At 59.8% G+C, this 17,785-nt stretch carries 18 protein-coding genes and 1 pseudogene; 12 read left to right on the top strand and 7 right to left on the bottom strand.

Features of this window, described 5'->3' with window-relative positions:
• Window positions 1–41: 41 nt before the first annotated feature.
• Window positions 42–317 (top strand): peptidylprolyl isomerase, encoded by a 276-nt coding sequence (locus ACSAMW_RS01920; protein ID WP_500593941.1) that lies wholly within the window; start codon window positions 42–44, stop codon window positions 315–317.
• A gap of 49 nt (window positions 318–366) precedes the next feature.
• Here ACSAMW_RS01920 and ACSAMW_RS01915 read toward each other — a convergent pair whose 3' ends face one another.
• The gene (locus ACSAMW_RS01915) at window positions 367–639 is read right to left on the bottom strand and encodes a DUF1652 domain-containing protein (RefSeq protein ID WP_500592406.1); all 273 of its coding nucleotides are present in this window, start codon (window positions 637–639) and stop codon (window positions 367–369) included.
• Window positions 640–977: 338 nt separating this feature from the next.
• Between ACSAMW_RS01915 and ku the strand changes: the two genes are divergently transcribed.
• From ku to ACSAMW_RS01875, 8 genes and pseudogenes are all read left to right on the top strand, one after another.
• Window positions 978–1,859: a non-homologous end joining protein Ku gene (gene ku / locus ACSAMW_RS01910; protein WP_500592405.1), complete on the top strand. Its 882-nt coding sequence runs from the start codon at window positions 978–980 to the stop codon at window positions 1,857–1,859.
• A gap of 120 nt (window positions 1,860–1,979) precedes the next feature.
• Window positions 1,980–2,246 carry a hypothetical protein gene (locus ACSAMW_RS01905; protein WP_500592404.1) on the top strand — a complete coding sequence of 89 codons (267 nt, stop codon included), beginning with the start codon at window positions 1,980–1,982 and terminating at the stop codon, window positions 2,244–2,246.
• A gap of 37 nt (window positions 2,247–2,283) precedes the next feature.
• Complete coding sequence (locus tag ACSAMW_RS01900; RefSeq protein WP_500592403.1) at window positions 2,284–2,784, top strand: response regulator; 501 nt, start codon at window positions 2,284–2,286, stop codon at window positions 2,782–2,784.
• Between the two features lie 409 nt (window positions 2,785–3,193).
• Window positions 3,194–3,448, top strand: coding sequence for a type II toxin-antitoxin system RelE family toxin (locus ACSAMW_RS01895; RefSeq protein WP_500592402.1), 255 nt, complete (start codon window positions 3,194–3,196; stop codon window positions 3,446–3,448).
• Window positions 3,432–3,761 carry a helix-turn-helix domain-containing protein gene (locus ACSAMW_RS01890; RefSeq protein WP_500592401.1) on the top strand — a complete coding sequence of 110 codons (330 nt, stop codon included), beginning with the start codon at window positions 3,432–3,434 and terminating at the stop codon, window positions 3,759–3,761. The genes ACSAMW_RS01895 and ACSAMW_RS01890 overlap by 17 nt, the downstream gene beginning before the upstream one ends.
• Before the next feature lie 113 nt (window positions 3,762–3,874).
• Window positions 3,875–4,330: pseudogene (locus ACSAMW_RS01885) on the top strand (site-specific integrase).
• On the top strand, window positions 4,327–5,913 hold the full coding sequence (locus ACSAMW_RS01880; protein ID WP_500592400.1) for an ABC-F family ATPase: 1,587 nt from the start codon (window positions 4,327–4,329) through the stop codon (window positions 5,911–5,913). Before ACSAMW_RS01885 ends, ACSAMW_RS01880 begins: the two are co-directional and overlap by 4 nt.
• A 95-nt stretch (window positions 5,914–6,008) precedes the next feature.
• Entirely contained in the window at window positions 6,009–7,202 is a 1,194-nt protein-coding gene (locus ACSAMW_RS01875; protein ID WP_500592399.1) for an MFS transporter, read from the top strand.
• Here ACSAMW_RS01875 and ACSAMW_RS01870 read toward each other — a convergent pair.
• Complete coding sequence (locus ACSAMW_RS01870) at window positions 7,199–8,245, bottom strand: alpha/beta hydrolase family protein (protein ID WP_500592398.1); 1,047 nt, start codon at window positions 8,243–8,245, stop codon at window positions 7,199–7,201. The two genes, ACSAMW_RS01875 and ACSAMW_RS01870, sit on opposite strands and share 4 nt — an antisense overlap.
• Before the next feature lie 164 nt (window positions 8,246–8,409).
• Window positions 8,410–9,240, bottom strand: coding sequence for an undecaprenyl-diphosphate phosphatase (locus ACSAMW_RS01865; protein ID WP_500592397.1), 831 nt, complete (start codon window positions 9,238–9,240; stop codon window positions 8,410–8,412).
• Between the two features lie 265 nt (window positions 9,241–9,505).
• Here ACSAMW_RS01865 and ACSAMW_RS01860 point away from each other — a divergent pair, with 265 nt between their 5' ends.
• From ACSAMW_RS01860 to ACSAMW_RS01850, 3 genes are all read left to right on the top strand, one after another.
• Window positions 9,506–10,045 (top strand): AAA family ATPase, encoded by a 540-nt coding sequence (locus ACSAMW_RS01860; RefSeq protein ID WP_500592396.1) that lies wholly within the window; start codon window positions 9,506–9,508, stop codon window positions 10,043–10,045.
• A gap of 159 nt (window positions 10,046–10,204) precedes the next feature.
• Window positions 10,205–10,483: a hypothetical protein gene (locus ACSAMW_RS01855; RefSeq protein ID WP_500592395.1), complete on the top strand. Its 279-nt coding sequence runs from the start codon at window positions 10,205–10,207 to the stop codon at window positions 10,481–10,483.
• 34 nt (window positions 10,484–10,517) lie between these two features.
• Window positions 10,518–11,207, top strand: coding sequence for a DUF421 domain-containing protein (locus tag ACSAMW_RS01850; protein WP_500592394.1), 690 nt, complete (start codon window positions 10,518–10,520; stop codon window positions 11,205–11,207).
• A 6-nt stretch (window positions 11,208–11,213) separates the two neighbouring features.
• On the opposite strand, the gene ACSAMW_RS01845 is transcribed toward ACSAMW_RS01850, so the two are convergent.
• Genes ACSAMW_RS01845 through cobW form a run of 4 tightly spaced genes read right to left on the bottom strand, consistent with a single transcriptional unit; the run spans window position 11,214 to window position 17,703 of the window.
• Window positions 11,214–11,804 (bottom strand): vWA domain-containing protein, encoded by a 591-nt coding sequence (locus ACSAMW_RS01845; protein ID WP_500593940.1) that lies wholly within the window; start codon window positions 11,802–11,804, stop codon window positions 11,214–11,216.
• Between the two features lie 41 nt (window positions 11,805–11,845).
• Window positions 11,846–12,856 (bottom strand): magnesium chelatase ATPase subunit I, encoded by a 1,011-nt coding sequence (locus ACSAMW_RS01840; protein ID WP_500592393.1) that lies wholly within the window; start codon window positions 12,854–12,856, stop codon window positions 11,846–11,848.
• A 1-nt stretch (window position 12,857) separates the two neighbouring features.
• Window positions 12,858–16,634: a cobaltochelatase subunit CobN gene (cobN, locus tag ACSAMW_RS01835; protein WP_500592392.1), complete on the bottom strand. Its 3,777-nt coding sequence runs from the start codon at window positions 16,632–16,634 to the stop codon at window positions 12,858–12,860.
• Between the two features lie 4 nt (window positions 16,635–16,638).
• Window positions 16,639–17,703: a cobalamin biosynthesis protein CobW gene (gene cobW / locus ACSAMW_RS01830; RefSeq protein WP_500592391.1), complete on the bottom strand. Its 1,065-nt coding sequence runs from the start codon at window positions 17,701–17,703 to the stop codon at window positions 16,639–16,641.
• Between the last annotated feature and the right edge of the window lie 82 nt (window positions 17,704–17,785).

Below are 17,785 nucleotides of genomic sequence, written 5' to 3'. Positions count from 1 at the left end.
CGAGTATCATGCTCGCCCCTCCCAACCGTGTTCTTTGCCCTATGAAAGCCCAGGCTCGCCATATTCTCGTTCGTACTGCAGAAGAAGCCGAGGCCTTGCGCCAGCGCTTGGCCAAGGGCGAAGCCTTTGATGTACTGGCACGAAAGTATTCAACCTGCCCGTCCGGCAAGCGGGGCGGGGACTTAGGCGAAGTGCGCCCAGGCCAACTGGTACCTGCGATTGATCAGGTGATTTTCAAAAAACCACTGAGGGTCGTGCATGGGCCGGTTAAAAGCCGCTTCGGCTATCACTTGGTGCAGGTGTTTTACAGGGACTAAAAAACCCGCAGGCAATTGCCGTGCGGGTTTTTGAAAAACAGGGGGGGTGTCAAGCGCTGGCGGCAGCGTAGCGGCGCTGCTGGGAGGGTTGTGAAACCTGGCTGGAAGACAGGTCCCTGCGCAGGCCTGCGATCAGGTTGGAAATAGCGCGGCTGCTGTTCAGCTCACGCAGATTGATGCCCGTAACCGTAAAATCGGAACGGTCAGCGCTTGCGCCAAAGACGCGTACGGTGAGCTTTTGATCAGCGCTCTGAGTGCATTGGCACCGCTGGGGCAAAAAGCTGCTTTCAATAATGTTACGTAATTCTAGTGTAGACAGCATTGTGGCTCTCCCTAACGAGTTATTGCCCCAAACGTTCGCTCGCGGGGTTCAAAACGAGCCCACACCTACGAGTGACCGATTCATCATGATTCGGCGCTTGAAAGCTTCCCCACTTCAAGCAGCTTTCGCGCCGAAAGCAGAACCATTTGTCTGATCTTAAAAATCAAGCAGTTAGCGCACACTCCTCAGAAGACCTGTGAAAGCTGCCATGCAGAACGCATGAATGTAGTGCGGTCGTGCTTGCAACCTGCACGATCTGCCCGGTTGGAGCGCGCTGAACTTCATTCGAAATCCATGAGTCGATTGAACACTTCACACCTTCATAAGCAGGTTTGCCCATGCCGCGTGCTATCTGGAAAGGCGCTGTCAGCTTCGGCCTTGTTCACATCCCTGTTGCGATTGTCTCGGCAACCGCCTCAACAGGAATCGATTTCGATTGGCTGGACAAACGCAGCATGGATCCTGTGGGGTACAAGCGGATCAACAAGGTGACGGGTGAGGAGATGGAGCGCGAGAACATCGTAAAAGGTGTTCAATACGAAAAAGGCAAGTATGCGGTACTGAGCGAAGAGGAAATCAAAGCCGCGCATCCAGTTTCCACCCAAACCATCGACATCATCTCGTTCGTGAAGAGGAACCAGATTCCCTTACCCAACATAGACACCCCTTACTACCTTGCGCCTGACCGGCGTGGGGAGAAAGTGTATGCCTTGCTACGCGAGACCTTGCGGCAGACCGATAAAGTGGCGCTTGCACTTGTGGTGTTGCATACACGGCAATACCTGACTGCACTCATGCCCTTGGAAGACGCGCTCGTATTGGTAAAATTGCGATGGCCATCCGAGGTTCGCGGCCTGGACATTTTGGAACTCGGCCCTGAAACCACTAAGGTGGAGCTCAAGAAAGGGGAACTGGACATGGCTAAGCGCCTTGTTGCAGACATGAGCGGTGAATGGACCCCTGAGGATTACACAGACCAGTTTGAGGCCAAGATCATGGCACTGGTAGAGCGCAAGGCTAAGGAGGGCAAGGTTGAAGTAGTGGAGACGGTTGAGGCTGCCCACAAGGAAGGCGCGGACGTGATTGACCTTACTGAATTGCTCAAACGCAGCCTGAGTGGTAAAACTGGCAAGCCTGCGACAAAGGCTGCCCGTGAAAAGCCAGCCGCTTCGAAGCCTGCCAAGTCCAGAACGCCTCGCAAGTCTCGCAAGGCGTCCTGAGAGTGGGCGCATCCGGTTGTCGCGCAAGCTTGCCACAGGCGGGTGCCCTGAGGATGATGCCATTGAAGCTCGGGGCAGCCATAGGGTCCCGTTATTCACGCAATGGAGGCGTAGCAGCACATGAACATTGGCAGTACCAACGAACAGCTCAGGCGCGACCTCTCCGGTATCGCCTCCGATCTGAAATGGTCCATTGTAGAGCTTGCCAACATCGCACAACGGCTTGAGCAGAGCACCCATAAAAGCGATGCACAGGCACTGCTGCGCATGATCGGTGTTTTCAAGGAAGGAGAAACCCGGTTGGGCAAGCATGCCGAAGATCTGGCCCAAGGTCGGCTGGCCGTAACAGCGCCTCCCATCAGTTCAGGCATTGACACGCCAAAGTGAGCGCCGTCTCTGCCGCCACGTATCACAGACACACCGTGTGAAAAATCCAGCCTGGTGCGGAACCCTTCAGCGCTCGGCGGTCATAGGCTTGCAGGTGACCAGCCAAGGACAAATTGCCATCGTGGAGTTCAATGCAGTGACCGAGGGGCCCTTGTCAGCAGAACCAGCCCGCATGAAGGTATTGATCGCCGAAGACGATGAACTGCTCAGGTGGATTGCCGAAGAGGTTGTTGAGCAGCTTGAGCTGGCTGTCGTCAGCTTCGAAAGCGCCGACGAAGCAATACGTCACATGCGTGCCAACCCCGAGGACGTTGCCATTGTGGTGACTGACTACATCATGCCAGGTGAACTTGATGGCTGGGAGTTTGCCAAGCTGGTCTGCAAGAAGTGGCCTGATATTCCTGTCATTCTCACCACCGGGTCTGCTGGCGAAAGCGAAGGCAACATTCGCTTTTTGCAAAAGCCTTGGCAGATTGGTGAACTTACGGACCTTCTGCGTTCGAGCATTCTCAGCATTCAACGGCGTAAACAGCGCTGAGCGTTGCATAAAGCAGGGCTGGCGATGCCGGCCTTTGTTGCATGTAGGCTTATACCAGCGCGCTAAGATTGCACGCCTGGCTCCTGAGCCGTCATTTGGCACTCGTGTGCGCTCTGCCCTACCTCTACCACTGCATCCTCACTCAGGCTGGCGATGCCTCAGTCAGCACCTCCCTCAAACACCTACGCAGTAGCACTTCTTGTTACCCCCAACGCAACCGTCTTGCACAGTCTCGGTACGGCTTATGGCAATGTGGGGTGCCTGCGCCTGACAAAACGCCAATGCGTTCATACCAGGCGATGCCTGGGTCTGAGTGTGTACGGCATCGGCCCAGCTGCGTCCGGCCAAAGCAACGCTTCAGAAGGCTTATAATAATACTTATAATGCCGCTGAAAGCAGTGAGGCAAGAATGAATCAGGTCAACTGGACACGAAAGGCAACCAAGCAGTTGTCCAAGATCGCGAAGCCTGATCAGGTCAGGATCTTCGATGCGGCCCAGACCTTGAGCCATATGCCCAATGTTCAAAACGTGAAAGCCCTCACCCGACATCAATTCGGGTACCGGCTACGCGTAGGCAGGTACCGTGTGCTATTCGATTGGGAAGGCTCGGTAAAAATCGTCAACATCGAAGAGGTGAGCAAACGCGATGAGCATACCTACTAACGTGCAAATCATTAACGGTCCTGATGGTGCACCTGCATTCGTGGTCATCCCCTACGCCCAGTACGTCAAGGATCACCCGATTGAGGACCTCGTGCCCAATGCAGTAGTCGGGTACATGGTGAAAGAAGATCTGACCCCAATTGCCGCTTGGCGCAAGCACTTGGGCCTGTCGCAGGCCGAGGTTGCTGCTCGAATCGGCATTACCCAGTCGGCGTACGCCCAGCAGGAGCAGGCTACGAAACCGCGTAAGGCTACGCGGGTGAAAATCGCAACGGCACTGGGTATTGCGGACTCCCTTCTCGATATTCAGTGAGAGCCAAGCCTTAGTTGTTGTGATTACAGGCCGCCATCTCAGGGCACTTTTCGATTATTTAAGCTCCAAGCGACTGCACTAAAACGCTACTTGAAGGTACGAAAGACAAACGCGTGATGGTGCTCAACGAGCGGGCACCGCATGCATTGGAGCAGGCCAGGCATGCTGCAAAACTCAAAGTGCTAGGTTCGGTATCAGCGTCTGCGGTCAGCCCTTTTGTATTTCCTCCCGTCAAGGGCGGGCTGTGGATCAAGGCGCCGAGTGTTACAATCAAGCACATCAAGGACGCACTGAAGGCCTTGGGCATTCGCCCAGGCGACAGTACGACACCCGGCACACCTACGCGACCCTGTGCTTGATGGCGAGCATGAATACCGCCTTCATCGCAAACCAGCTAGGCCACAGCGTAGAGATGTTGCTCTCCACCTATGCCAAATGGATCAGCTCCGCGTCGGATTGGCGCGAGCTTCACAAGCTACCGGCACGAATCGACATTGGCCCAAAATTGGCCCAAGAAGCTGGATAGCTGTAATTACCACCGCTCAAACCCACGCAGGATAAGCACTTGATCTCCACCGCCAACATCACGATGCAGTTCGGCCCAAAGCCGCTGTTCGAGAACGTCTCGGTCAAATTCAACAACGGCAACCGCTATGGGCTGATCGGCGCCAATGGTTGCGGCAAGTCCACCTTTATGAAAATCCTGGGTGGGGACCTGGAACCCAGCGGCGGGCAGGTCATGCTGGAGCCCAACGTACGGTTGGGTAAACTGCGTCAGGATCAGTTCGCCTATGAAACCTTTTCGGTGATCGATACCGTCATCATGGGTCACGAACAGTTGTGGAAGGTCAAGGCAGAGCGTGATCGCATCTACTCACTTCCAGAAATGACCGAAGACGACGGTATGGCAGTGGCCGAACTGGAAACCGAATTCGCGGAAATGGACGGCTACACCGCTGAATCGCGTGCGGGCGAGCTGCTGCTGGGCCTTGGCATTCCTCTGGAGCAGCACTTTGGCCCCATGAGCGAAGTGTCGCCGGGTTGGAAGCTGCGCGTGCTCCTGGCCCAGGCGCTGTTCTCGGACCCAGACGTACTGTTGCTGGACGAACCCACCAACCACCTGGACATCAATACCATTCGCTGGCTGGAAACGATTCTCACGGCGCGTAACAGCACCATGATCATCATTTCCCACGACCGCCACTTCCTCAACAGCGTCTGCACCCATATGGCGGACCTGGACTACGGCGAGCTGCGGCTGTTCCCCGGCAACTACGACGAGTACATGACAGCGGCCACCCAGTCGCGTGAACAGTTGCTGTCGGACAACGCCAAGAAAAAAGCCCAGATTGCTGAGCTGCAGACCTTTGTCAGCCGCTTCTCGGCCAACGCCTCCAAGGCCAAGCAAGCCACATCGCGCGCCAAGCAGATCGACAAGATCCAGTTGGCCGAGGTCAAGCCCTCCAGCCGAGTAAGCCCATTCATCCGCTTCGAACAGAATAAAAAGCTGCACCGCCAGGCCGTCACCCTCGACAACCTGGCCAAAGGCTTCGATGGCAAGCCGCTGTTCGAACGCCTTGGCTTCCAGATCGAAGCCGGTGAGCGCGTGGCCATCATCGGCCCCAACGGTGCTGGCAAAACCACGTTGCTGCGCCTGTTGATGGGTGAGTTGCAGCCGGACAAGGGCAGCATCAAATGGACGGATGCGGCAGAACTGGGCTACTACGCTCAAGACCATGCTTCGGACTTCGAACGTGACGACACCCTGTTCGACTGGATGGGCCAGTGGACCCAGGGCGGCGAGCAGCTTGTACGCGGCACGTTGGGCCGGATGCTGTTTTCCAGTGATGAGATCACCAAGTCCGTGAAAGTGATTTCCGGTGGTGAGCAAGGCCGGATGCTGTTTGGCAAGCTGATTCTGCAAAAGCCAAACGTGCTGGTGATGGACGAGCCTACTAACCACTTGGATATGGAATCCATCGAGGCACTGAACCTGGCGCTGGAAAACTACCCTGGCACACTGCTGTTTGTCAGCCATGACCGTGAGTTCGTGTCCTCTTTGGCCACACGTATTATTGAAATCACCCCCACAGGCATTGTGGACTTCAGCGGTACTTACGATGAGTACCTGCGCAGCCAAGGCGTGGTGTAACCCATAAGCGCTTGGGCGAGAAAAGGGTCAGGCAACTTTCAATTTTCTCGCCCGCTGGCGATCATAGGTGCGCCCCTTCAGCTTGTGAGCGTACTATGACGTCCCCTTCCGGCACCCTTCCCCCCTCATCTGCCGGTATTACTGCGCAGATCCTCTCCATTGTTTTCTACACCTTTGTCGCCTTTTTCTGCATCGGCTTACCCATCGCAGTGTTGCCTGGCTATGTGCATGACGTTTTGGGCTTCAGTGCGGTCATCGCAGGGGTAGTTATAGGCGCCCAGTACTTGGCAACGTTGCTGGTTCGCCCGCTGGCTGGCCGGCTGGCGGACAGCCTGGGCACCAAACGCACCATCACCTATGGCTTGTATGCGATGGCTGGTAGCGGTGCACTGACGTTGCTTGCCACACTGTTTCACGGTTGGGCCGATGTCAGCCTTGGCGTGCTGGTGGTGGCGAGGCTGTTGCTGGGTACAGGCCAGGGTATGATTGGCGTGGGTACCAGTAGCTGGGGGATCAGCCAGGTGGGGCCTGAACACACTGCCAAAGTGATTTCATGGAACGGCATTGCCTCCTACGGCGCCATCGCCATAGGTGCACCGCTGGGTGTGGTCATGACCAGTGACCTGGGCTTTCATACTTTAGGCATCGCGCTGTTCATGCTGTCGGCGCTAGCCCTTTTCATGCTGCGAAAACGAGCTTCGGTGCCGGTTACCAGGGGTGAGCGCTTGCCATTCTGGTCGGCCTTCGGGCGCGTGGCGCCTTATGGCCTAGGGCTGTGCCTGGCCTCCATTGGCTATGGCACCCTCACCACCTTCATTACGCTTTACTACCTGGAGCAAGGGTGGCAAGGCGCAGCGTTTTGCCTCACCGCTTTCGGAGCATGCTTCGTGCTAGCGCGGCTGCTGTTCATCAACGCCATCAACCATTACGGTGGTTTTATAGTGGCTTCGGCGTGCCTGGGGGTGGAGCTGATAGGCTTCGTATTCCTATGGCTGGCGCCCTCGCCCATATTCGCCTTGATCGGCGCCAGCCTCGCAGGCTTCGGTCTGTCGCTGGTCTACCCGGCTCTGGGGGTACTGGCCATTGCTCAAGTGCCCCCGGGCAGTCGCGGTGCCGGCCTTGGCGCCTTTGCGGTGTTCTTCGACATTGCACTGGCGATTGCAGGCCCGGTGATGGGGGCACTTGCTGCAAGCACGGGGTACGCCTCGATCTTTCTGTGCGCAGCAGGGTTAGCGATCATGGGATTGGCACTGATAGGTTGGCTGTCGAAAGCCAGCGAACGCCGCTAATCCTGCTGGTCAGCCGTCTGCAAGCCTGCACGGCTTGGCTGGCCGAGCGCCTGAGTGAAAAACCGTCCCGCTTCATCGATCAAGCTTCGGTGAATGCCCACCCTGTCTACTCCTTGCGCGTCTTTGCACAAGGCCGGTATTTCTCGCTCTTGTTCGGCCGTGCAAGGTGCCATGAACACGAAATGGCCAGCGCCAGCCAGGGGGTGATAACGCGCTTTGGTGGGCAGTTTGCGAGCGAGCGCTTCGGCATTTTTGTCCACGGCGACCAACTGATCATTGTCGCCTGCATAAATCAGGGTAGGTACATGGACCGTTGCCAGCGCCTGCCGGCCAAACATCAGGCTCAAAGGCGCCATCAGCAACAGCGCGTGCACCCTGGGATCTGCCTGTGCGCTTAGGTCTTTGCGATCTGCTACCAGTTCCCCGTGGCCTTTGCAGGCGTCCTTGTCATAAGGCCTTTCGATGCAGTACAGCTTCAGGCGTGACAGCTCCGGCCGGGCGCCTGATAGAATCAGCGCCGTCTCTCCACCTGCGGAGTAGCCAATAACACCTACCTGCTTGGCATTTACGAACGGCGAGAGCATGGGTTCGTCTAATGCGGCGGAGATCGCAGCCGACACCTGCAACGGGCGGCCGTATAGATTGCTCAGGGTACCCAAGCGGCTTTGGTCAAGGTAATTGTCACCTGGGTGCAACACGGCAACCACGACAAAGCCTTTCGCGGCGATCGAGGTGATGACATCGTGCAGGGCAAGAGGGGTGCCCGTATTGCCATGGGACAACATGAGCAAAGGGAACCGACCAATGGCTACAGCAACATCTTCAGAAGCACTTACCTGGAAACCATCGAGCCGAGCGCTGTGCACCCCATCTGCGGCGGCTGGGTAGAATGCGTAGGCATGCATGGGGTTGCCGTCGAGCGGGTCAACGAAGGTAAGCCGGTGCACGCCCACGCCATAGTGAGCCCGTGGTCCTGCTTGCACGTGCATCGAGGGCAGGCTGAATAGCATTACCAGCCCCAAAACGACCCACAAACGCCCCATATTAAGGCCCTCGCTCCTTCCAGGGCGCGTTCTGAACGCTACCCCTTCCATCTTGCCAATCGTGTGGGTGTACAAGCACATCTTGCGCCAAGCGGCGGTACGTCCAAACCTACGCGATACCTTATGTTATTACCGACTACGTAAGTTGAACCCAAGTTCAGCCGTTATCCCTGAGCGGTGGCCCAGTCAACCCAGTGGAATTGCCATGTGAGGAGGATGATCACGCCGAAGGCGATTCGGTACCACGCAAATACTGCGTAGCTATGGCTGGCAATGAATTTGAGCAACCCTTGCACGGCGATCATGGCGAACAGGAACGACACTGCAAACCCCAGTGCGAACAAGGGCAGATCAGCAGGCTGAAACAGGTGCCGGTATTTATAACCTGAGTACACCGCCGCGCCTACCATGGTTGGCATTGCCAGAAAGAACGAAAATTCCGTCGCTGCTGTACGGGACAGGCCGAAAAGCAGACCCCCGATGATGGTAGACCCTGAACGGGACGTGCCGGGAATCATGGCCAGGCATTGTGCACAGCCAATTTTCAATGCATCAACCCACGACATGTCATCTACATTATGGATGCGCACGGGGTGGTCACGGTGCTCAGCCCACAACATCACCAGCCCCCCTACAATCAAGGCCACGGCCACGGTAATTGGGTTGAAGAGGTAATGGTGTATGAAATCCGAAAACAGTACGCCCAGTACTACTGCGGGCAGGAAGGCAATGAGCAGATTGCAGGTAAATCGCCGCGCCTTCGGTTGGGTGGGTAGCCCGGTGACTACAGCACGTATTTTCTCGTGAAACGCCCAGACAACGGCCAGAATCGCGCCTAGCTGAATGATGATATTGAACGCCATGGCCCGCTCGCCACTGAATTCCAGCAGGTCCGCTACGATGATCTGGTGCCCAGTACTGGAAATAGGCAGAAACTCGGTCAACCCTTCGACAATACCCAACACCATGGCCGAAGCGGCCGTCCACATATCCATTCACATTCCTCCGAAAAATGTCGTTCCAGAAGGCTGCATGCTCAGCCTGATAACCCATGGTCAAACGAAGCAAGTTCCTGAGTTTTTTCAACAATTTCCTTGCAACATCCCCTGCGCGCGGCGATTCTGACTGAACCTTGACGGCAATGCCAGCGCTGGTGCCTTGGGGCTGCGTGCAAACCTGGCCATAGGGCATTTTTCCGATAAACGCCTTACACCTTTAACGTCATCCTGTGAAACGCCGCTTGAACCTGACAGGGAATAAATGAAAACAGTGGTACTGACTGGGCCGGAATCGGTAGGTAAAAGCACGCTTGCCGCTTACCTCCAACTCACCTACGGCGGTGTGCTCTGCCACGAGTACGTGCGTGAATTTGTCGATGCCAACCCACGCGACACCACCTTGGCGGATGTAACGGTGATTGCGGCCCGCCAGCTGGCCCGTGAAGATGCCGCCAGGGCTACGGCGCCTCCCTGGCTTTGGCTAGACACGCATTTATTGAGCAACCAGCTATGGAGCCAGGTGCTCTTCGGTGAAAGCCCTCATTGGTTGGAGCCGGCACTGCTTGCACGCCACTACGACCTGCACCTGTTGCTCTCGCCCACAGGCATCGACTGGGTAGCCGATGGCCAGCGCTGCCAACCTGCGCTGGAAGATCGCCTACATTTTTTCAACCAGTGCCGTGATTGGCTTGACAGCCACCATCAACCTTACGCAGTGATCGAAGGTGACTGGCCAACACGCCTGGCCCAGGCAAGGGTCGCTATTGCGCGATTGGCCCTGCCGGCGGCTGGCAGGCCTTAAGCCCAGGCCACCGCTCACCTACCCTGCAGATTATTGGAAAAAATTGTTACCGCAGTTGTGACTTGCGGGTCGCATCCGGGCATCAGTATTTCAACTGCCGCCGCTGAGACTCAGGCGGCCCTGCCATCCTGGCATGCCCTACAAGAGAGCCCCTACCCCATGGACGCAATGCTGCGTGTCAACGAAGCCCTTCTGATCGCCGGCCATGCTTTCGAACCTTTCCATTGTGTGGCCTGGACACAACAAGACGGTGACGGCGCCCTTAGCCTAACCGTAGTGGACGACCATACCAGCCACAACCTTTGCCGCGCGCAGTTGCCTGCCAGTGCTTATTCCGACCCTCGCCGGTTGGCCAATGCGCTAGAGGAAGTTCGCGCAGGGCTGTCCCGCCACGGGTACAGCCTTCAGCCCTGGACCATGCCAGGGTCAGCACGCTGAGCCGGGCAGCCATGGGCGGTGTCGAGGCCGCCCGATGACCTCCATCGACTGGCAACGGGTATTGCTAGACAAACAGACACTGACGTTCCTATGGGAAGTGGCAGGGCGAACGCTGCTGGCGTATGCCGTGGTGTTCGTATTCCTCAAAATTGCCGGGCGGCGTGGTGTGAGGCAGCTGTCGCTGTTCGAGTTGGTCGTCATCCTTACGCTGGGGTCAGCTGCAGGGGACGTCACCTTCTACGATGATGTACCGGTGCTGCCTGTGCTTACCGTGTTCCTGGTCATGACGCTGCTGTACCGCCTTACGACGTTTGCGATCGAGCGTAACCGGCGGTTTGGCGAGTGGCTCGAAGGCAAGGCGATCCTGATCATCAAGGACGGTGCTTTCGAACGGGAAACCCTGGACAAGGCAAACGTGACCCACGATGAGTTTCTGATGGAACTGCGACTGCATGGTGCAGAACATCTGGGACAGATTCGACTGGCCTTCCTGGAGGTCAATGGTGATGTAAGCCTGTACTTCTACGAGCGCGACGAAGTGCGCCCAGGCTTGTCGATTCTTCCGCGCGAGTTCTGCGCACCCACTGAGCAGCCCAGCGCCAGCGGGCTGTATGCCTGTGAGCATTGCGGGGCCGTAGAGCAACTGGCCGGCCACCAGCGGCTCGCCTGCCCTCGGTGCATGCACCAGCTGTGGAGCCCTGCCCTGACACGGCCCAGAGCCTGAACCCCGCTATAAGGTGTCAATGTGCACGTAGTCAGCGCCCAGGGCCTGAGCCAACTGCCTGCCTTTGCCCACGCGCACCGCGCCTAGTTCGATGTCTACCAGCAAGGTGTCGCATCCCAGGCTATCGATCCCCTCCAGGCGTTTAAGCCTGCCATCGGTGACCACCACACAGCGCACGGTGTGACCCTGTTGGCGCGCCAGCCAGCTGCGTGCCTCATCCAGCGCCAAGTGCAAGGGCGTGCCACCGCCCGCGCCCAGCTGGCCAAGCCAGGGATGAAGCGCGGCAGATGCTTTGACAGCGTGTCGCTCCCAGCGGGCACCCGCACCGCTGGCGGTGAGCAGCGCCAGCCGGGCGCGTTGCCGGTAGGCTTGGTCAAACAGGGCCTGCAAAAACCCCTTGGCACGTGCCAATGCACCGTTGCGGCGGGTAGAGGCGGACGTATCCACCAACACCAGCCATAACGGCGGCACCGGCGCACGGCCGCCTTGCCAGCGCAGGTCCGCCCGGGCCCTGGGCCGGCCCTTGGCAAAGGTAGGCACCCACGCAATGCGCTGTGACGGGTGCTGACCACCCGTTCGCCCGCCCGAAGCACTCATGGCCTGTGTGCGCTTGGCCCCCACTCGGCCTGATTGGGGGCTCAGGGCTTTTTTGGCCACCCCGGCAAGCCAGTGCGCGGGCCGGTGCTCACCGGCTGGGCAGGTAGTTGCCCCCAGTCCCCGCTTTGCCCTTGCGCCTGTTCAGGCGGCTTTTCAGGTGCAGGTGGCTGCCCTGCTTGCGGTGGCGGTGTCGCTGAAGGCGGTGCGGGCACCTGTCGGCGATGACGCAACGCAAACTCTGCAACGGCATCGATATCCTCTACAGCGATGTGGTCGCCACCGCGCCAGGCAGCATGTGCGCGGGCGGCACGTAGCCAGACAAGGTCTGCCCGCAGCCCATCGACGCCGGCTTGATGGCAGGCCTCGCTGATGGTCTGCAGGGCCTCGCTGTCCAGGGGCACTTGGCTCAACCGTACACGGGCCGCCCGGCAGCGCTGCGCAAGGGCGTTTTGCTCAGCCTGCCATTGCGCGCAGAAGGCTGCAGGGTCACTGTCATAGGCCAGCCGTCGCAGAATAACGGCTTGACGGTCTGTCGGTTCCGGGCGGTGATCCAAGGCTACGTTCAAGCCGAAACGGTCTAGCATTTGCGGCCGAAGCTCGCCCTCCTCGGGGTTCATGGTGCCGATAAGCACGAATCGGGCAGCATGTTCATGGGAAATGCCGTCTCGCTCTACGCGGTTAACACCGCTGGCCGCCACGTCCAGCAGCAGGTCCACCAGGCCATCAGGTAGCAGGTTCACTTCGTCCACATACAGCACACCACCATCTGCCTTGGCCAGTACCCCAGGTGAAAAACGCACCTGGCCCTGGCCCAGCGCCGCATCCAGGTCCAGCGTGCCGGCCACCCGGTCTTCGCTGGCGCCCAGGGGCAGCGTCACGAAGGGCGCGCCGTCCAGCAGGTCGGCCAGCCCACGGGCCAGGGTGCTCTTGGCCATGCCACGCGGCCCTTCGATCAACACACCACCGATCTTGGGGTCGATGGCCGCCAGGTACAGGGCCAGCTTGAGCCGCTCAGCCCCTACCACGGCCGCCAGCGGATAATGAAACGCCATGTCAGCCCTCTTCTTCACTGTCCAACAGCAGGTCTTCCAACGCCTCACGGTAGGCGCCCGGCCGTTGCCAGAGGCCACGCTGTTGCGCCTCCAGCAAGCGTTCGGTCATGTCCCGCAAGGCATCAGGGTTGTGTTCCTGTAGAAACGCACGCGTGTGTGCATCCAACAGGTAGGCGTCGGCCAGCAACGCGTATTGGTGGTCATCGATCAAGCCTGTGGCCGCGTCAAAGCCAAACATGTTGTCTAGGGTGGCGGCCATTTCGAACGCCCCTTTATAGCCGTGGCGCTTTACCCCTTCGATCCATTTGGGGTTGGCTGCCCTGGACCGGATCACGCGATTCAGCGCTTCCTTGAGGGTGCGAATGCGCGGCACATCGGCTTGGCTGTGATCCCCATGGTAGCTGGCTGCTTCCTGCCCGCTTTGTTGCTGGACCGCGGCCAGCATGCCGCCCTGAAACTGGTAGTAGTCGTTGGAATCGAGCAGATCGTGCTCGGTATTGTCCTGGTTGTGCAGCACGGCCTGCACCGTACTCAGGCGCAGGGCCAGTGCCGGCCGCGCGGCCGTACCTTCGTCGGCACCGCCATAGGCATACCCGGAATGGTTGAGGTAGGCATCGGCAAGGTCACTGCGCTCGGCCCACTGCTGTGATTCGATCACACCCTGTACGCCTGCACCGTAGGCGCCAGGCTTGGCACCAAATACCCGCCAACCAGCCTGGCGACGCCCTTCGTCGGCACCGGTGCCTGCGGCGACCAACTGCGCAACTTCACGCCGTACACGGGCGGCCAGGGGGTTCATGTCTTCGGGTTCGTCCAGCCCGGCCACGGCTTGCACCGCCGCATCGAACAATTTGATAAGGTTGCCGAAAGCATCGCGGAAAAAGCCAGACACCCGCAAGGTCACATCTACGCGTGGGCGATCCAGCAGGCTCAGCGGCAGAATCTCGAAATCGTCCACGCGCTGGCTGCCGGTTGCCCATACCGGCCGCACACCCAGCAAAGCCATGGCCTGGGCGATGTCATCACCCCCGGTACGCATGGTGGCTGTGCCCCAGACGGACAGCCCAAGGCTGCGCAAATGGTCGCCTTCGTCCTGAAGGTGGCGTTCCAGCACCAGGTTGGCGGAGGCAAACCCCAGGCGCCAGGCCGTGGGTGTGGGCAGGTTGCGCACGTCCACGCTGTAGAAATTGCGGCCTGTGGGTAGCACATCCAGGCGGCCTCGGCTGGGCGCACCGCTAGGGCCTGGCGGCACGAAGCGGCCTTCGAGGGCGGCCAGCAACATAGCAAGCTCTGCGGGGCCACAGGCGTCCAGCGTGGGGGCCACTTGCGTAACCAGGCCCTGCAGGATGGCGGCCGTGGTCTCCCAGGCCGGCGCTTGCGGGCAGGCCCATTCGCCGGCCATGGCCTGCTCGATCATTTGGGTGGCTAACAACTCCAGCCGTTCCCGGGTATCGCCTAGTGTTCGCCAGGGGCTGCTATCCACATCGGCCAGCATGGCGGGGCGTGGCCCCTGCCAAGGGTCGCCAAAGGCACAGTCCAGGGGGTCGAACCCCAGGTTCAGCGCGGCAGCCAAGGCTCTGGGCAAGCTGGCCTCAGCGCCCTTCCCCGTGCCCCGCGGCACGCGTAGCAAGGCGCTTAAGGTGTCGGTACGCAGCCGCCCGGCAGGCGACTCTCCGAACACATGCAAGCCGTCGCGGATCTGCGATTCCTTGAGGTCGCATAGGTAAGTGTCCAACCTGGGCAGCCACGCATCGGCATCCTTCAAGGCGCTTTCCGCCAACCCCAGCTCGTGGTCCAGCCGGGTTTCACGCACCAACGCCAGGATCTCGCCCTGCAGCTCTACGGCGCGGCGAGGGTCGAGCAACTGTGCTTCGTAGTACTCGTCCGCCAGCCGCTCCAGGTCCCGCAGCGGGCCATAGCTTTCAGCTCGGGTCAGGGGCGGCATCAAGTGATCGATAATGACAGCTTGCGTACGGCGCTTGGCTTGAGCCCCCTCGCCCGGATCATTGACGATAAAGGGGTAGATATTGGGCAGCGGCCCCAGTAAAGCGTCTGGCCAGCAACTGTCGGACAGGCCTACGCCCTTGCCGGGCAGCCATTCCAGGTTGCCGTGCTTGCCCACGTGGATCACCGCATGTGCCCCGTAGGCCTGGCGCAACCACAAATAGAAGGCCAGGTAGCCGTGAGGCGGCACCAGGTCCGGGTCGTGGTACACCGCGCTGGCATCGAGCTGATAGCCACGGGCCGGCTGAATCCCCACAAAGGTGTTACCAAAGCGCAAGCCCGCCACCATCAGGCGGCCGCTGCGGAACATGGGATCGGCCTGAGGCGCGCCCCAACGGGCGATCACAGCCTCCTGGCAACTGGCGGGCAGCGCCTGGAAGGCAGCGGTATAGGCCTCCAGGCTCAGGCTTTGCCCACACGGGCGTTGGTCATTCTGGTCCAGGTCGTTGGTGACACCACCCAGCAAGGCATGAATAAGGGCTGTACCGGTGCCAGGCAGTTCGCTGACGGGGTAGCCCTGTGCTTGCATGGTTTGCAGAATGTTCAAGGCGGCGGCGGGGGTATCCAGCCCTACCCCGTTACCGATGCGGCCGTCACGGGTGGGATAGTTGGCCAGGATCAACGCCACCTGCTTGTGGGCTGCAGGCGTACGGGCCAGGGCTATCCAACGGGCCGCCAGTTGCGCCACGAAGGCCATGCGCTCGGGGTGGGCGCGGTAGCACACCACGTCGCTTTGGCTACGCTCGCTGCGCCAGGCCAGATCCTTGAAGCTTATAGGGCGGCTGATGATTCGGCCGTCCAGCTCCGGCAGCGCCACATGCATGGCCAGGTCCCGCGCGCCCAGGCCTTGGGCGCTGCTTTCCCACATCGGCTGGTTATCCTGGGCACAGATGGCCTGGATCACGGGGATGTCGCGCCGCAGTGGGCGTTGCTTGGGCGCGTCCGGGCTGGCCAGCGCGAACCCCGTAGTATTAATGACCAGGGCCGCCTCGACCTCGTCCATCCAGCCCTGTAACTGCGCCAGGCACTCCGGGTCCTTGAGGCTGGCGACCGCCACCGGCATCGGGTTCAGGCCGGCATCGGCCAGTACCGTGCAAAAAGTATCGATGAATCCAGTATTGGCCGCCTGCAGATGGGAGCGGTAGAACACCAAGGGCACTACAGGCGCCCCAGCGGCCCACCTGGCCTTCCACTGCTCAAGCGTAGCCGTGGCCGAACCTGGCTGGTAAAGGCTGACACGGGGCAGGGCCGCTGGTGGCTGCCAGGGCATGGGCCGCTCAAGCACACTCGGAAACAGCTCGGCGGCCAGGTAACCATACAGCGAATGGGCATTGCCCATTGCCCCCTGGCGCAGGTACTGCCAGATGTTATTGGTTACCTCGCCAGGCACCGTACTCAGCGCACTCAGCTCAGGGTCTGGCCGGTCATCACCTGGCACCATCACCAGTTGCACGCCCTGCTCGGCCAGCTGCAACAACTGCTCCACACCGTAGCGCCAATAACTGGCGCCACCGTGCAACGACAGCACGATGAGCTTGGCATGGCGCAGCACCTGGTCCACGTACAGGTCTACAGAAGCGTGGTTCTGTACCTGCATGGGATTGGCCAGGCGCAAGCTGGGATAGTCTGCCGGCAGGTGCCTGGCGGCTTCGGCCAGCAGCGCCAAGTGGGAATCACCGCTGCACAGGATCACTAGGTCCGCTGGGCTCTGGCCCAGGTCGGCAATGCTGTCATCGGGGACGAAGCCACCGGGCTGGGTGCGCAGCAGGTGCATTGGGTCAGCCTTGCAATGCGGTGTTCAATTCAGCGCGCAACAGCTCGCCATCCAGGTTCTGGCCAATGAGCACCAGGCGGCTTATGCGCGCTTCGCCTGCTGCCCAGGGGCGGTCGAAATGGCGGTCAAAGCGGCTACCAACACCCTGCACCAGCAAGCGCATGGGTTTGGCCGGAATAGCGGCGAAGCCTTTTACGCGCAGAATGTCGTGGCGCTTTACGACTTCACTCAGGGCCGCCATCAGCACCGCTTCTGGCGCTTCAGGTAGCTCGACCCAGATGGAGTCGAAAGCGTCGTGGTCATGGTCGGCTTCCTCGCCGTCATGGTGCGTGTCGTGGTGGGTGAGCCGGCTGTCGATATGGGCTTCGGACTCGGCTCCCAGGCCCAGCAGCACGGCAATCGGCAGCTGGCCCGCGCTAGCCTCTACCACTTTTACAGCCGCAGGCAGTTCTTCGCTCACCTCGGCACGTACGCGTTCCAGGCCGGCGGCGTCGATCAGGTCCACTTTGTTCAGGATAACCAGGTCAGCGCTTGCCAGCTGGTCCTCGAACAACTCATGCAGCGGGGATTCGTGGTCCAGGTTGGGGTCTTGCTTGCGCTGGGCATCGACCGCATCCGGGAACGCTGCAAAGGTGCCGGCCAGCACCGCTGGCGCATCCACCACAGTGATCACCGCGTCTACCGTGCAGGCATTGCGGATTTCCGGCCATTGGAACGCTTGCACCAACGGCTTTGGCAAAGCAAGGCCGCTGGTTTCGATCAGGATGTGGTCCAGGGTGCCCCGGCGCTGTACGAGCTCGCGCATCACGGGGAAGAACTCTTCCTGTACCGTGCAGCACAGGCAGCCATTGGCCAGCTCAAACACGCGCCCTACGGCTTCTTCTTCAGTACAGCCGATGCTGCATTGCTTGAGCAGGTCACCATCGATGCCCAGCTCGCCGAATTCGTTGACGATCACGGCAATGCGACGGCCTTCGGCGTTGTCGAGTATATGGCGGAGCAAGGTGGTTTTGCCCGAGCCCAGAAAGCCGGTGACGATGGTAACGGGAAGTTTGCTGAGCGTTTTCATGGGTGCCCCTGACATGACGGCGGACAGGCGCGAAAGCACTGCAGGCAAGGCCTGCGAGCAGGTTCGCACCGGATCACCCCGC

The sequence above is a fragment of the Pseudomonas sp. AB39(2026) genome, from assembly GCF_059831485.1.
This window is presented reverse-complemented; position numbering and strand designations above follow the sequence as displayed.

What these genes read in the sequence shown, in the direction of transcription:
- ACSAMW_RS01920 (WP_500593941.1), top strand. Translation starts at nt 42, where the DNA reads ATGAAAGCCCAGGCTCGCCATATTCTCGTTCGTACTGCAGAAGAAGCC.
- ACSAMW_RS01915 (WP_500592406.1), bottom strand. Translation starts at nt 639, where the DNA reads ATGCTGTCTACACTAGAATTACGTAACATTATTGAAAGCAGCTTTTTG.
- ku (WP_500592405.1), top strand. Translation starts at nt 978, where the DNA reads ATGCCGCGTGCTATCTGGAAAGGCGCTGTCAGCTTCGGCCTTGTTCAC.
- ACSAMW_RS01905 (WP_500592404.1), top strand. Translation starts at nt 1,980, where the DNA reads ATGAACATTGGCAGTACCAACGAACAGCTCAGGCGCGACCTCTCCGGT.
- ACSAMW_RS01895 (WP_500592402.1), top strand. Translation starts at nt 3,194, where the DNA reads ATGAATCAGGTCAACTGGACACGAAAGGCAACCAAGCAGTTGTCCAAG.
- ACSAMW_RS01890 (WP_500592401.1), top strand. Translation starts at nt 3,432, where the DNA reads ATGAGCATACCTACTAACGTGCAAATCATTAACGGTCCTGATGGTGCA.
- ACSAMW_RS01875 (WP_500592399.1), top strand. Translation starts at nt 6,009, where the DNA reads ATGACGTCCCCTTCCGGCACCCTTCCCCCCTCATCTGCCGGTATTACT.
- ACSAMW_RS01870 (WP_500592398.1), bottom strand. Translation starts at nt 8,245, where the DNA reads ATGGGGCGTTTGTGGGTCGTTTTGGGGCTGGTAATGCTATTCAGCCTG.
- ACSAMW_RS01865 (WP_500592397.1), bottom strand. Translation starts at nt 9,240, where the DNA reads ATGGATATGTGGACGGCCGCTTCGGCCATGGTGTTGGGTATTGTCGAA.
- ACSAMW_RS01860 (WP_500592396.1), top strand. Translation starts at nt 9,506, where the DNA reads ATGAAAACAGTGGTACTGACTGGGCCGGAATCGGTAGGTAAAAGCACG.
- ACSAMW_RS01855 (WP_500592395.1), top strand. Translation starts at nt 10,205, where the DNA reads ATGGACGCAATGCTGCGTGTCAACGAAGCCCTTCTGATCGCCGGCCAT.
- ACSAMW_RS01850 (WP_500592394.1), top strand. Translation starts at nt 10,518, where the DNA reads ATGACCTCCATCGACTGGCAACGGGTATTGCTAGACAAACAGACACTG.
- ACSAMW_RS01845 (WP_500593940.1), bottom strand. Translation starts at nt 11,804, where the DNA reads ATGAGTGCTTCGGGCGGGCGAACGGGTGGTCAGCACCCGTCACAGCGC.
- ACSAMW_RS01840 (WP_500592393.1), bottom strand. Translation starts at nt 12,856, where the DNA reads ATGGCGTTTCATTATCCGCTGGCGGCCGTGGTAGGGGCTGAGCGGCTC.
- cobN (WP_500592392.1), bottom strand. Translation starts at nt 16,634, where the DNA reads ATGCACCTGCTGCGCACCCAGCCCGGTGGCTTCGTCCCCGATGACAGC.
- cobW (WP_500592391.1), bottom strand. Translation starts at nt 17,703, where the DNA reads ATGAAAACGCTCAGCAAACTTCCCGTTACCATCGTCACCGGCTTTCTG.